Genomic DNA, 12,982 nt, shown 5'->3' with positions numbered 1-12,982 from the left:
TCGTTATTCTTTGAATACGTTTTTGGTGGTGGCTTTTTCTGCTTTATACCAATCTAGATTCGACTGACCTGAACTACTTACAAATCCATGGAAGTCTGGGTAGGCGAACTTAATGTCCATGTATTCAATAGGGTGTTCCCATTCATATGGCACATTTATCGCCCACGGCATGCCATTGGCATTGATGAAGTATTGTTGATTGTCTGCATCCGATGCATCATCGCCACGGCCGAAGAAGTTCGCTTGGAAGGCTTCTGTTGGGGCTTGGTTTTTCAAATGAACTTCAAAACGTCTGTTTGGGGCTTCACCAAAGATGTAACTACGTTGAAAGCCTTGCGCAGCGAAGATAAAGGGATCGTAAGGGAAAGCCGCAACCTCTGCTTTATCTTTATTGGCTTGCATCGGAACTTCTAACTCGAAGGTCATTTGAATATTCGATCCACAACCGGGTTCAGTGCGGTAGTATTTGCAGTTTTCTCCAGCGGTAACATAGTTGGCAAGATCATCGGCAATAATGAAAATAGCTTCATTGCGACCCTCTTCTAGCGGCGATGTCTGTTGGGCTACACCATTGATTTTGTAGCTCAAACGGCTTGTGTCGACTTCACTGCGTAATAAGCCTGGCAGTCTGAAGGCGAAACCGTTGTGATATGACGCACCTGTTGCCATCACTTTGCCTGATATTTTGACGCGCATGAGATTGTTATCGACGGCATAAGATGCCAGATTGTATTGCACTACTACGTCGTTCATGTCGTAGTCGCCCATTAGTGGCCAGTTATCTTCAAAAGCCAAAGTTGCCCAACCGTTTTCAGACGGGTAGTGCGTTGCAATAACATTTTGCTCAGCGATATTAATGGCATAATCTTCCACCTCGCCATCAGCTGCGCCGCCGATTGGTGATAGTCCCGTTTGCGAGCTGATTCTAAATCTCGCCCAACTTGAGCCAGCAACACTCCATGTTGGAACGTCATAGGCAAGGTTGTTAGTGCCTGCATTAACGGCTAGATCAGTAAAGATTTGCTCATCGTCATCAAAGGCGCCATTTTTGTCAAAATCGATCCATGCGCTGAGCAAGCCAGATGATGATGCGTCGACACTAACAATGGCCGTTTTACCAGCTTCGATGCCAGTGACAAAAGCAACACCGTCGTTGTCATCGATATCGGTGCCATTGCTAGCATAGGCGTTTGGCTCAGCTAGCACTGTGTCGCCTAAATATAATTCACCCGCTTCAATCTCATGGCGTGCGCCATTGTTGTTAATACTGGTGCCGTAATAATCCGGCGCACGGCCAAAGTCTGTTGTAGATGCTTCAACAGAGACAATAGGTGCTAGGGCACAACGTGCACCATCATTGTTGCTCGACGCTGGACCTTGGGCGAAAAACTCTGCAACTGGATAATCCCAATTGGTATTGATGCGAAAGATTTTGCCATCGTTATTGCGGCTGATATAGAGATTGCCTGTGACATCGAAATAAACCGCGCCAAAGGTACCAGATTGGCCAACATTACTCAGTTTTTCGCTAGTACCATTTTCAACATCGATCTGCCATAAGTTACCCCAGCGATCGACGGCGTAGGCACTGCCATTCGTTGGATGAAATGCCATGTCGTAAATGGCGAGGTTTAATGTTGAACCATTAACAACGCGCTCTAACTGCATGTAATTACTATCAGCCGCATCGAGTGACATACGGTAAAGGCCGTAATTTGAGCCGGGGCGATAGAGATAATAGGTATTCTCTTCTAGTGAAATATCACCGATGTAAAAACCTCTATTTGGCATACCTGTCATGGTCATCGGTGTTACTTGGTAGTTTGAGTCGATACGCACTACTGAGTTGTAATAGTAGTTGTAAGCATAGAGATATTGATCGTGAAAATTAAATGCCAGCGCATTCATTTTCTGTTGACCCCAGTCGTTAGGAGAGAGTTTTTCATAGAATCCTGTTGCTAGCTTGACGCCGTATAGATTGGCAATTTTATCTTGAATTAGAAAGGCCTCTGTCGGACATTCGGTGAATGGCTGCGCGTTGGCTTTAGCGTAGCATTGAGCACCTATTGCTACGCACAGGGTTAGGGTACTAATCGCGAATTTCTTATTTGAATTTAACATGGGCTGCCATTCCTCATCGAAAAGTTGAAATGATGCTTAGTAATAGCAGTCGTCGTGCCAATAAAAATAAGTGTTAACATTCAATTGTTTACGTTATTTTGTTGATTGGTGATTAAATCTGTTTTGCATTTTGAAAATGCGAAATGAAAATATTTAGGAGTCTGTTATGAAATTTATGTGAAACGTCGTTTCATTTTTAGGCAGTTGTCGTTATATCTGTTATACTGCCGCCGAATTTTAAAATAATGACGAAACTGAATGACAAAAAACTTTACTGCCGATCAAGATCCACATTTTGAACGGGAACAACAAAAATACGAAAACCCTATCGCCAGCCGCGAACTTATCCTAGAACTACTCAAGAATTCTGACGCTCCCCTCAAACGAGAACAAATCGCCGAAGCTTTTAATATTACTGATGAAGATTCATTAGAAGGATTGCGCCGTCGTTTGCGCGCAATGGAGCGCGATGGACAAGCTGTTTATATTCGCAATGGCAGCTACGGCCTGCCTGAGCGCATGGATTTATTGCGTGGCAAGATCATTGGTCACCGCGATGGTTTTGGTTTTTTCCGCCCAGATGATGGCGGTAAAGACTTATTTGTCGATCAAAAGCAAATGCATACCGTATTTCACGGCGATACCGTGCTAGCCCAGCACAGTAGCTTTGGCCGTGGCAAGCGCGATGCGCGTATTGTGCGCGTGGTTGAGTTTGGTAAAACGGAATACGTTGGCCGATTCTTTGTCGATGGTGATATTTGCTTTGTCGTGCCTGATGAAGCGCGCATTGCCCAAGATATCATTATTCCAAATGATCAGATTAACGGCGCTCGCAATGGCCAAGTTGTGTTAGTGAGTATTACTAAGCGACCAACGCGTCACCAAAGCCCACTAGGCGTTGTTACCCAAATCATGGGTGATGAAATGGATCCAGGGATGGAAATCGAAATTGCGCTGCGTAATCACGATCTTCCACATGAATTTTCACAAGCCGTGCTCGATGAAATTGCTGGCTTATCAGAAGAAGTACCCGAAGAAGCTAAGCTCAACCGCGTCGATTTACGCGATTTACCACTAGTCACCATCGATGGCGAAGACGCTCGTGATTTCGATGACGCAGTTTACTGTGAGCGCAAAAAAAGTGGTGGTTGGCGTTTATGGGTCGCTATTGCCGATGTGAGTAGCTATGTTGCCAAAAATAGCGCCTTAGATAACGAAGCCTTTGATCGTGGTAACTCAGTGTATTTCCCGGGTAATGTAATTCCAATGCTGCCGGAAGTGTTATCAAACGGTTTGTGTTCACTTAATCCGCACGTTGATCGCCTATGTATGGTGTGTGAAATGACGATAAGTGAAGCGGGTAACCTGTCTGGTCACAAATTCTATCCAGCGGTAATGAATTCACATGCCCGTTTTACCTACACTAAGGTTGCTGCCATTCTCGATGGCGATGAAGCGCTACGGGAGGAGTACAAAGAGCGCGTGCCAGAGTTAGAAGAGTTACACCGCCTGTATAGTGCGTTAAATGCTCGTCGATTAGAGCGTGGAGCCATTGCCTTTGAAAGCAGTGAAACTCAGTTTATTTTCGATGACAATCGCAAGATCGAATCTATCGTGCCCTTAGTGCGTAACGACGCGCATAAGATGATTGAAGAATGCATGATCTTAGCCAATGTTGCTTCTGCAAAGTTTGTTGAAAAGCATCAAGGCAATGCATTATTCCGTGTTCACGACACACCAGGTGACGAAAAGTTGATGAACTTCCGCGCTTTCCTCGGTGAGCTCGGGTTAGAATTAGGCGGTGGTAACAAACCACAGCCAAAAGATTATGCAGCACTGCTTGATAGTGTTAAAGATCGTCCAGACAGCGAGCTAATTCAAATCATGTTGCTGCGCTCGATGAGACAGGCGGTTTACGCACCAGATAACGATGGTCATTTTGGTTTGGCGTTGACTAACTACAGTCATTTTACCTCACCAATTCGTCGTTACCCTGATTTGATTTTGCATCGCACCATCAAATCAATCTTGGTGAAAAACAAGCAGCTGACTAAGGCTCATGGCCAGCAGATTGGCGCCTATGTTTACGACGATGACGAGATGTCTGGCTTGGGTGAACACTGCTCAATGACTGAGCGCCGCGCCGATGATGCAACGCGTGATGTGAACGACTGGCTCAAGTGTGAATACATGCTAGAGCACATTGGCGATAGCTTTGAAGGCACTATCAGCACAGTAACCAGCTTTGGCTGTTTTGTGCGTCTTGACGATATTAATATCGAAGGTTTGCTACACATTAGCGCCTTGCCTGAGGATTATTACCACTTTGATCAAGTGAAAGCGCGTTTGGTAGCAGAGCATTCAAATACCACTTATCACATGGGAGATCGCATTGCTGTGAAAGTGGCGTCGGTTAACCTTGATGAAAAGAAAATCGATTTAGTCGTTGCCGATTTTAAGCTAAAGCAACGTCGTAAAACACGTGGTGCTAGCAAAGCTGGTGGCCCAGCTAAGTCGTCTGCGGTTAATAAACGCAGCAGCGGTAAAAAAGCTGAGTCGAAGAGCACTGCTAAAAAAGCCACTAAATCGACGGGGGCTAAAAAGTCCGCTGCTAAGCCAGCGAAGAAAAGCGCTGGCAAAAAAGCTGCAACCAAGAAAACAACTTCTCGCGCTGGTAAAAATGCCCGCGCTAAAGCGAAAAAGAAATAGAGTACGATCCACCAATGAGTAAACACGATTTATTGTTCGGCCTTCACAGTATCGAAGCCGTATTAAACAACGAACCTGAGCGCATTTTAGAAATCTTCGCCTTAAAAGGTCGCGATGATGAGCGTATGAACCGCGTAATTGGTTTGGCGCGTCAGTATGGCGTGAGTGTCTCTTTTGTCGGTAAAAAGGCACTTGAAGATCGCGCTCGTGGTGAGTCTCACCAAGGCATTATGGCTAATGCTCGCGCTGCTCGCGTAAAAACAGAAGCTGACCTAGATGCCATTATTGAAGCGAACGAACAGCCGTTTTTATTGATCCTCGATGGCGTAACCGATCCGCATAATCTCGGTGCTTGTATTCGTAGCGCCGATGCTGCTGGTGTACACGCGGTTATCGTGCCTAAAGACAATGCTGCATCACTAACACCTGTGGTACGCAAAGTTGCCTGTGGTGCTGCTGAAACTATGCCGCTAATTCAAGTGACCAACCTTGCTCGCACCATGCGTGACATTCAAGCGCGTGGTATCTGGATTTACGGTACAGCAGGCGAGGCGAGTCAGCCGTTATTCGATACTAAGTTAACCGGTCCTATTGCCGTTGTGATGGGCGCCGAAGGTAGCGGCATGCGCCGCCTAACACGCGAACATTGTGATAGCTTGGTGTCATTGCCGATGGCGGGCAGTGTTTCAAGCCTTAACGTCTCGGTAACTACGGGTATTTGTTTATTCGAAGTGGTGCGTCAGCGCGGTTTGTAATAGATTTTGCAGCACTGGCTTTAAAAGGTTCGCTCATTGCGAACCTTTTTTGTTTGCGATCAATATTGTTTCTCCGTGCATCTATTATTGTCTTCAGTAGACCTATGCTTGGAGAACAATCATGTATTCACTTGCGCTACTTCTACACATTCTAGCTGCAACAATTTGGACTGGCGGCCACTTAGTGTTAGCAACAACCATTTTGCCACGCGCGCTAAAAACCAAGGATGTTGAGTATTTAAGAACCTTTGAACAAGGTTATGAAAAAATAGGTATTCCAGCGCTTGTTATTCAAGTCACCACGGGTTTTTATATGGCGTTTTCTCTGTTACCCGATCACAGTCAGTGGTTAGATTGGAGCAATCCAGTGGCTAAGATAATCAGTCTCAAACTCGGCTTATTGCTACTCACAGCGATGTTAGCTGTCGATGCAAGGCTGCGTATTATCCCCAAATTATCTGCTGACAATATTATTGCGCTGGCATGGCATATTATTCCGGTCACTATTACCTCGGTTTTGTTTGTTTTTGTCGGTGTATCGATGAAAACAGGCTGGTTGTCGTAACTAAACTTGCAGCTTCGGTCACAGCTTTGTTTATTATGTGGTTAATTGTGGTTTAGTCATTGCTCTGACTGGTCAATTAATCTATAATTCGCGTCCAAATTCGGCTATCCATATTTTCTTGCCCTCATACTGGTCTAGCCGAGCCAAGTACGGGCTACTAAACCGTAAGGAAATATAAATGCGTCATTACGAAATCGTATTTATGGTTCACCCTGATCAGAGTGAACAAGTACCTGCAATGATTGAGCGTTACACTGCTTCTATCAAAGATTCTGGTGGTGAGATTCACCGTCTAGAAGATTGGGGCCGTCGTCAATTAGCATACCCAATCGAAAAACTACACAAAGCACACTACGTTCTTATGAACGTTGAAGCTGGTCAAGAAGTAATGGATGAGCTAGAAAGCACTTTCCGTTACAACGACGCAGTTATCCGTAGCTTAGTTCTACGTACTAAAGGTGCTATCACTGAAGCTTCTGACATTGCTAAAGCAAAAGAAGAGCGTCGTGAAACTAAACGTCGTGAAGCTCCGGCTAGCGATGAAGCAACTGCAGAGCAACCTGCTGCCGAGTAATTTGAATCTTGTTGGCTGAAAACTCAACCGTGTTGACAGGTACCTTGTGTACTAGTCCTCGCAAGAAAGTCAGCCCCGCGGGTATTCCTCACACCTATATCGTGATGGACCACCGTTCGCAACAAGTTGAAGCTGGTTTCCCTCGGGGAATTTATTGCCGAATGACTGTTGTGATTAGCGGAAAAGAAAATCAAATTACCAGCAATAAGTTGGTTAAGGGCAGTAATATTAAGGCAAGAGGGTATCTTGTCTGGCATCAAGGCCGAAATGGTCAGCCCAAAATAGTATTACATGCTCATTCGATTGAATTGATGAATTAGGAGAAATCTCCATGGCACGTTTTTTTAGACGTCGTAAGTTCTGTCGCTTCACCGCTGAAGGTGTAGCACAAATTGACTACAAAGATATCGCTACTTTGAAAAACTACATCACTGAAAGTGGTAAAATTGTACCAAGTCGTATTACTGGTACTCGCGCTAAATACCAGCGTCAGCTTGCTGTTGCAATCAAGCGCGCTCGTTACCTAGCTTTACTTCCATACACAGACTTACATCAGTAAGCCGGTTATTGAAATTTTAGGAGAAAGGTAATGCAAGTTATTTTACTAGATAAAATTGCTAAGCTTGGTGAGTTAGGTGACACAGTATCAGTTAAGTCTGGTTTCGCACGTAACTACCTACTTCCGCAAAAGAAAGCGGTATTTGCTAGCAAAGAAAATGTAGCAAAATTTGAAGAGCGTCGTGCTGAATTAGAAGCTGGTCTAGCTGCTAAATTAGCAACTGCTCAAACTCGCGGCGAAGCTGTTAACGCGTTAGGTAACGTTGTTATCACTTCTGCAGCTGGTGACGAAGGTAAGCTATTCGGTTCTATCGGTACTCGCGACATCGCTGATGCTGTGACTGCTGCTGGTGCTGAAATCGCGAAGAGCGAAGTTCGTCTTCCAGAAGGCGCTTTACGCCACACTGGTGAGTTCGAAATCGTTATTCACCTTCACGCTGAAGTTGATGCGAAAGTTGTTATCGAAGTTGTTGCTGAGTAATCAGTTAACCGCTTAGAAAGCACTTTAATAAAAAGCCGTGTGATAGCAATATCACACGGCTTTTTACGTTCATGGATGAACCGTATACTGCGAAGCCATGGACGGCGAGAGCAGTGTTCCGAAAGCGATCGCTCATGCTAACGCATTATGATGGCAAGGAGCCGATACGTTCATGGATGAACCGTCATCAGGCTTTATGCTCTTGCAGACTCTGAACTCGCACAGATATGGGGTCATATATCTAGGAACTTGGAGCCTCAATAACCCCGTCGCTAAATTTCAGTTTTTCGATGCTCTTTAGAGAGTTAGTGCCGTCTCTGTTGTCTTGGAGGTCTTTTACCGTTACAACATTATCTTTAAAGCTTATGCTGTACTCGGATGAGCTACCACTAAACACTACCGTATTCTCACTATCATTTCCTGTAATGTCGTTGTCGTATTGGTTAACGCGAACACCACTTTCATTGCTCCCTGTTAATGTGACATCTTTGAGGTACTGTGAATGATGTGTGTAAGGTAGAGCCTGATCAAAAGCGAGAGAGAATACTCCCGTAAATGATTCTTCTATACGCGCATTGTAGGTAATAACTGGAGAGAAGAATTGCTCCACTACAGCGGTTCCCAAAGGATCATCTTTAGCGGTATCTGCACGGTCTTTACCGACATATAGGCCCCACATACCATTGCCTTGCTGTGCTGGTGTTTCTGCTTGCCATGCACCCCACAAACCGTAATATGAGTCGATAACTGCCGCAAGGTACTCTTGCGTTAAACTGTTCTCAGCGGTGAGTTCTTTAATCCACGAATCTTGGCCTATTCCCCATAATTTCTTTGCTGATGCATCGACTTCGGCAGCTCTAATTTCAGCTTGGTATTGGGGAAGAGCACCAATGAAGCTGGGGTTTTGGTCGACGCCAATACCGTAGTCATGCACAAAGTGCAGGATCTCTTCATAAGAAGCGTCGCGATGTTCATAATTTTGTTTGATGTACCAGTCGCCACCTTCGACTTGTAACTCGCCGTAATAGAGCGGCTGGCCGTCAAGCTCGGCGCCTTTATTTGTTCCATCATCAACACCATTTAATAAAAGAAGTTTGCTGCCATTGTCTGCCATTTTGTTGGCAACCTGAGCTTTATTAGCGCCGTATTTAGTACCGGGAACATCTGTTAGGTAAAACCCGAGGATCGAACGTGCACGAACAATTTGGTTATCGGTCAGCCCGTCTTGAGCAACTATGCCGATTTCTTTGCCGTTTGGCGCTACAACGCTAGTGTAACGATTAAACTTGAGTGCCGCTGTGTATGTTGTGGCGAGGTTATCTGGTACAGGCTTAATGCCTAGCGCTAATGTTGCTTCAGACAAAGAAGACGTTGGTGTTGGACTTGGTGACGGACTAGGTGCCGGTGTTGGCGTTACTGTTGAAGATTTTGAAGAAGAACCGCACCCAGTAAGACAAGAGAGGGTTAGGGTCGACACGCATACTAAAGAAATGGCTAATGCAATGGTGGATTTTTTCATAGGCTTACTCGCTGTTACTGCTGATGAGTTAATATCATGCCAGTAAAACTTAGTAGTTGAGTAAGCCTTCGTAAGCGGTTTGTAATGGCGTAATTAACCGATGTAACTATTTGATTTCCCAGTTAATGGTCGCAATGTTATGTGTTGTTAGATAATCATTTACCGTGCTAAAACATCGAGAACCAAGAAATGCTGGGGCGTCTTTCATCGTTTTGTAAGCGCCTAACGGGCTTGGATGAGACGTTTTTGTAACCTGATGTCTGCTAAGATCGATTTGCGCGCAGCATTTGTGGGCAAAAGCACCCCACGCGATAAATACACAGTGACTAGTATGCTCGTTAATGTAATTGAGCACTGCATTGGTGAATTGTTGCCATCCTCTTTTCAAATGGCTGCCTGCCTTGCCTGATTCTACCGTCAGTGAGGCATTGAGTAGAAAAATACCTTCTTGGTCGAACCATCGACTGAGATCGCCATGTGTAGGCGATTCGAAACCAAGATCACTAGCAAGCTCGGCATAAATATTTCGCAAGCTTGGCGGGATTTTCTCACCCACAGGAACGCTAAAAGACAAGCCCATCGCTTGTCCTTCGTTAATGTAAGGATCCTGGCCAATCACTATGGCTTTAATCTCATCTAATGGCATTTCAAACACTCTAAACCACAAGTTTCTCGGCGGATAAATAACGACGCCTTGTTGTTCTTGCTCGGTCAGAAAATCGAACAATTTCGTCATGTATGGTTTTGAGAATTCGCTTTCAAAGAAAGCGTGCCAGCTTTGATGAATAGTTGAGGGGATCGGGTACAAGTGAGTCATTCCTATAGGCATAAAAAAAGCGTCTTGTGAGACGCTTTTTATTTTGAATTAATTCACTTTAAAAATCGAGATCTAAGTCGTCGATATTATACTCGTGACCGAGGTCCATATCACTTAGCTCTTTTGCTAGACGTTGCCTGTCTTGAATGGCTTCAATTTCACGCCATTTTTTCTTCTTGCTGCCTTTCGGGCGACCGCGTTTTGCTGGTACTGCATCGTAGTTTGCTGCGAATTCTAACCTGTCCATGGTTGTCTCCTTCTGCTGTTGGATTGGTTAATGTTTACCTTGTTACAGAGAAGGAGTCAATAAATAAATGAAACTTTTTTCGTGAGTTAGTTCAATAACTAGAACCTAAATATTAACTCCATTGCGCTAGTAGCATATCTTCTAGCTTGTTTTGATCGATAGCGAAATTGCGAATGCCTTCAGACAACTTATTGGTTGCCATAGCATCTTGATTCATTTCCCATCTAAATTGTGCTTCAGTTAATGGCGCTGGCGGTGTTTGTTTTTCGAAGTTGTCTTGCAACTTAACTACTACTTCACCTTCCGCTTGCTCTAGCTCTTCAAGCAAATTAGGGCTAATCGTTAACTTATCACAACCAGCCAGCTCTAGTATTTCGCCAGTATTACGGAAGCTCGCGCCCATTACCACAGTGTCGTATCCGTAAGTTTTGTAGTACTTGTAGATTTCAGTCACTGAAATAACACCTGGATCTTCGTGGCTTTCATACTCTTTCTTGTCAGTGTTAGCCTTGTACCAATCTAGAATGCGACCAACAAACGGTGAAATTAGAAATACGTTTGCTTCGGCACAGGCTTTGGCTTGTGCAAAGCTAAATAGTAAGGTTAGGTTACAGTTGATGCCTTCTTGCTCTAGCTCTTTTGCTGCGCTAATGCCCTCCCAAGTAGAAGCAAGTTTGATTAAGATCTTGCTCTTATCGACGCCAGCTTTTTCGTACATAGCTACAAGCTGTTTAGCTTTCGCAACAGAAGCTTCCTTATCAAAAGATAAGCGCGCGTCAACTTCTGTCGAAATACGGCCCGGGATGGTATTTAGAATTTCACGACCAATGGCTACTGCCAAGTAATCACTTGCGCTTGAGAGTTGCTGCGCCTGTGATTCGCCATTTTCTTTACCGTACGCGATAGCTTCAGTAACTAACGCTTGGTATTGCGGCAATTGAGCTGCTTTTAAGATAAGTGATGGGTTGGTTGTTGCATCTTCTGGGTTGTATAGTTTGATGGCTTCGAAATCGCCAGTATCAGCAACGACAGAAGTCATTGCTTTAAGTTGTTCAAGTTTGTTCATTACTGTTCCATATTCCTAATAAGGCAAACGCTCTGATGAGTATAAATACATACTGTAGGGCGGGTTAAATTTTGTTGTAATTACATATAACACGTAATTTGGGAGAACCAAAGGCAATATGTGTAATTTAATTACAAGAACTAACGAATTTGACACTTGTGTCATGAATTCGTTATTTAGCTCACATTTATCCATAAGTTATGCATGGTTGAATTGCACTAGTTTGGCAGTACAATAGCTGCATTATTCTTAATTTAGGTACCCCATATGCTAGCGGTTATTTCACCTGCCAAGAAACTCGATTTTGAAACACCTGCCAAAGATTTTCCGAGTACGGAATGTGCACTGCTTAATGAAGCTGAAGTACTTATTAAGCGTTGTAAAGAATTGTCAGCTAGCGACATTGCTAGTTTAATGAAACTTAGCGACAAACTAGCGGGTTTAAATGCCGCGCGTTTTGGCGAGTGGGCTACGCCGTTTAATACTGATAATGCTAAACACGCGGTACATTCGTTTAAAGGCGATGTGTATGTTGGATTAGATGCCGATACGTTATCGAATGATGATCTTGAGTTTGCGCAAACTCATTTGCGTATTTTATCGGGATTATATGGTTTATTGCGCCCGCTAGATTTAATGCAGGCTTACCGTTTAGAAATGGGCACTAAACTCGATAACTCTCGCGGTAAAAACCTCTATGATTTTTGGGAAAGTTTGATCACAAATACCCTTAATGATGCGCTTAAAGAAGCCAAGAGTGAGGTTTTAGTAAACTTAGCCTCTACCGAGTACTTTAAGGCGGTAAAAGCAAAGAATGTGAATGCACAAATTATTACGCCAGTATTTAAAGACTATAAAAACGGTCAGTATAAAATCATTAGTTTCTATGCAAAGAAAGCACGTGGTCTAATGGTACGTTATATGATTGATAAGCGCGTTTCATCACCACAAGAGCTTGAAAGTTTTGATTACGAAGGGTATCAGTACAATGCTGAGCTTTCTAGCGCGAAAGAAATGGTCTTTACTCGTAAATTAGAAGACTAATCTTCAAGAGAATTGGCGCTCGTTAAGAGCGCTGATCTTTCGTGGAGTCCATCACAACATAAGTTGTAATGGACGTAACTTGAGCTAGGGTTCCCAACACCTCAGTGTGAAAGTTCTTATAAGCGTTAAGATCTTTCGTTTCTACGCGAATCAAATATTAAAAAGCTCCCGTGATATTGTGACACTCAGTAACTTGAGGCGTGATTTCCATTGCGGCTTCGAAAGCAAGTTGTGAATCTTTTGTATGATCAGACAGTCCCACCATCACATAGGCAACACAGCCAATACCCAACTTTTCTTTGTTTAATACCGCGCGATATCCGGCAATGCGGCCTGAGTTTTCTAATTCCTGCACACGGCGTAAACACGCTGACGGCGACAAGCCAACCCGATTGGCCAACTCAGCATTACTAACACGGCCGTCTTGAGATAGCTCGTGCAATATTCTTTCGTTTATTCGATCTAATTTATCCATAGATTGCAAAATTAACAGTTTTAGCGCTGAATAAGCAAGATAATTTAACCA

General features: G+C 44.0%; 14 protein-coding genes and 1 pseudogene. 9 read left to right on the top strand and 6 right to left on the bottom strand.

Features of this window, described 5'->3' with window-relative positions; genetic code table 11:
• Positions 1-3: 3 nt before the first annotated feature.
• Positions 4-2,121: an LruC domain-containing protein gene (locus MHM98_RS07625; protein ID WP_239438666.1), complete on the bottom strand. Its 2,118-nt coding sequence runs from the start codon at positions 2,119-2,121 to the stop codon at positions 4-6.
• A gap of 258 nt (positions 2,122-2,379) precedes the next feature.
• Here MHM98_RS07625 and rnr point away from each other — a divergent pair, with 258 nt between their 5' ends.
• From rnr to rplI, 7 genes are all read left to right on the top strand, one after another.
• The gene (gene rnr / locus MHM98_RS07620) at positions 2,380-4,830 is read left to right on the top strand and encodes a ribonuclease R (RefSeq protein ID WP_239438665.1); all 2,451 of its coding nucleotides are present in this window, start codon (positions 2,380-2,382) and stop codon (positions 4,828-4,830) included.
• Between the two features lie 14 nt (positions 4,831-4,844).
• On the top strand, positions 4,845-5,585 hold the full coding sequence (gene rlmB / locus MHM98_RS07615) for a 23S rRNA (guanosine(2251)-2'-O)-methyltransferase RlmB (RefSeq protein WP_239438664.1): 741 nt from the start codon (positions 4,845-4,847) through the stop codon (positions 5,583-5,585).
• A gap of 121 nt (positions 5,586-5,706) precedes the next feature.
• Positions 5,707-6,150, top strand: coding sequence for a CopD family protein (locus tag MHM98_RS07610; RefSeq protein ID WP_239438663.1), 444 nt, complete (start codon positions 5,707-5,709; stop codon positions 6,148-6,150).
• Between the two features lie 178 nt (positions 6,151-6,328).
• On the top strand, positions 6,329-6,724 hold the full coding sequence (gene rpsF / locus MHM98_RS07605) for a 30S ribosomal protein S6 (protein ID WP_239438662.1): 396 nt from the start codon (positions 6,329-6,331) through the stop codon (positions 6,722-6,724).
• A gap of 11 nt (positions 6,725-6,735) precedes the next feature.
• Complete coding sequence (priB, locus tag MHM98_RS07600) at positions 6,736-7,044, top strand: primosomal replication protein N (protein WP_239438661.1); 309 nt, start codon at positions 6,736-6,738, stop codon at positions 7,042-7,044.
• An 11-nt stretch (positions 7,045-7,055) separates the two neighbouring features.
• Positions 7,056-7,283: a 30S ribosomal protein S18 gene (rpsR, locus tag MHM98_RS07595; RefSeq protein ID WP_239438660.1), complete on the top strand. Its 228-nt coding sequence runs from the start codon at positions 7,056-7,058 to the stop codon at positions 7,281-7,283.
• Positions 7,284-7,313: 30 nt separating this feature from the next.
• The gene (gene rplI, locus MHM98_RS07590) at positions 7,314-7,763 is read left to right on the top strand and encodes a 50S ribosomal protein L9 (RefSeq protein WP_239438659.1); all 450 of its coding nucleotides are present in this window, start codon (positions 7,314-7,316) and stop codon (positions 7,761-7,763) included.
• Positions 7,764-8,004: 241 nt separating this feature from the next.
• Here the strand turns inward: rplI and MHM98_RS07585 are convergent, their stop codons facing one another.
• Positions 8,005-9,126: a hypothetical protein gene (locus MHM98_RS07585; protein WP_239438658.1), complete on the bottom strand. Its 1,122-nt coding sequence runs from the start codon at positions 9,124-9,126 to the stop codon at positions 8,005-8,007.
• Between MHM98_RS07585 and MHM98_RS07580 the strand changes: the two genes are divergently transcribed.
• A complete protein-coding gene (locus MHM98_RS07580) occupies positions 9,098-9,328 on the top strand; it encodes a hypothetical protein (RefSeq protein ID WP_239438657.1) in 231 nt (76 codons plus the stop codon). The two genes, MHM98_RS07585 and MHM98_RS07580, sit on opposite strands and share 29 nt — an antisense overlap.
• A gap of 60 nt (positions 9,329-9,388) precedes the next feature.
• Here the strand turns inward: MHM98_RS07580 and ung are convergent, their stop codons facing one another.
• The 3 genes from ung to tal form a co-directional block, all read right to left on the bottom strand.
• Entirely contained in the window at positions 9,389-10,090 is a 702-nt protein-coding gene (gene ung, locus MHM98_RS07575) for a uracil-DNA glycosylase (RefSeq protein WP_239438656.1), read from the bottom strand.
• Positions 10,091-10,157: 67 nt separating this feature from the next.
• Positions 10,158-10,346: a DUF3545 family protein gene (locus MHM98_RS07570; protein WP_239438655.1), complete on the bottom strand. Its 189-nt coding sequence runs from the start codon at positions 10,344-10,346 to the stop codon at positions 10,158-10,160.
• 112 nt (positions 10,347-10,458) lie between these two features.
• Positions 10,459-11,412 carry a transaldolase gene (tal, locus tag MHM98_RS07565; protein ID WP_239438654.1) on the bottom strand — a complete coding sequence of 318 codons (954 nt, stop codon included), beginning with the start codon at positions 11,410-11,412 and terminating at the stop codon, positions 10,459-10,461.
• Between the two features lie 267 nt (positions 11,413-11,679).
• On the opposite strand from tal, the gene yaaA reads away from it, so the two are divergent.
• Positions 11,680-12,456 carry a peroxide stress protein YaaA gene (yaaA, locus tag MHM98_RS07560; protein ID WP_239438653.1) on the top strand — a complete coding sequence of 259 codons (777 nt, stop codon included), beginning with the start codon at positions 11,680-11,682 and terminating at the stop codon, positions 12,454-12,456.
• 22 nt (positions 12,457-12,478) lie between these two features.
• On the opposite strand, the pseudogene MHM98_RS07555 reads toward yaaA, so the two are convergent.
• Positions 12,479-12,931 (bottom strand): annotated as a pseudogene (locus MHM98_RS07555) (Lrp/AsnC family transcriptional regulator).
• Positions 12,932-12,982: the final 51 nt, after the last annotated feature.

Source organism: Psychrobium sp. MM17-31, assembly GCF_022347785.1.
Classification (GTDB): Bacteria; Pseudomonadota; Gammaproteobacteria; order Enterobacterales; family Psychrobiaceae; genus Psychrobium.
The sequence above is the reverse complement of the archived record's forward strand: the minus strand, read 5'-3'. Positions and strand labels throughout refer to the sequence as shown.

Bases quoted from the DNA above. Each gene is read 5' to 3' on its own strand.
- MHM98_RS07625 (WP_239438666.1), bottom strand. From the start codon at position 2,121: ATGTTAAATTCAAATAAGAAATTCGCGATTAGTACCCTAACCCTGTGC.
- rnr (WP_239438665.1), top strand. From the start codon at position 2,380: ATGACAAAAAACTTTACTGCCGATCAAGATCCACATTTTGAACGGGAA.
- rlmB (WP_239438664.1), top strand. From the start codon at position 4,845: ATGAGTAAACACGATTTATTGTTCGGCCTTCACAGTATCGAAGCCGTA.
- MHM98_RS07610 (WP_239438663.1), top strand. From the start codon at position 5,707: ATGTATTCACTTGCGCTACTTCTACACATTCTAGCTGCAACAATTTGG.
- rpsF (WP_239438662.1), top strand. From the start codon at position 6,329: ATGCGTCATTACGAAATCGTATTTATGGTTCACCCTGATCAGAGTGAA.
- rpsR (WP_239438660.1), top strand. From the start codon at position 7,056: ATGGCACGTTTTTTTAGACGTCGTAAGTTCTGTCGCTTCACCGCTGAA.
- rplI (WP_239438659.1), top strand. From the start codon at position 7,314: ATGCAAGTTATTTTACTAGATAAAATTGCTAAGCTTGGTGAGTTAGGT.
- MHM98_RS07580 (WP_239438657.1), top strand. From the start codon at position 9,098: ATGCCTAGCGCTAATGTTGCTTCAGACAAAGAAGACGTTGGTGTTGGA.
- MHM98_RS07570 (WP_239438655.1), bottom strand. From the start codon at position 10,346: ATGGACAGGTTAGAATTCGCAGCAAACTACGATGCAGTACCAGCAAAA.
- tal (WP_239438654.1), bottom strand. From the start codon at position 11,412: ATGAACAAACTTGAACAACTTAAAGCAATGACTTCTGTCGTTGCTGAT.
- yaaA (WP_239438653.1), top strand. From the start codon at position 11,680: ATGCTAGCGGTTATTTCACCTGCCAAGAAACTCGATTTTGAAACACCT.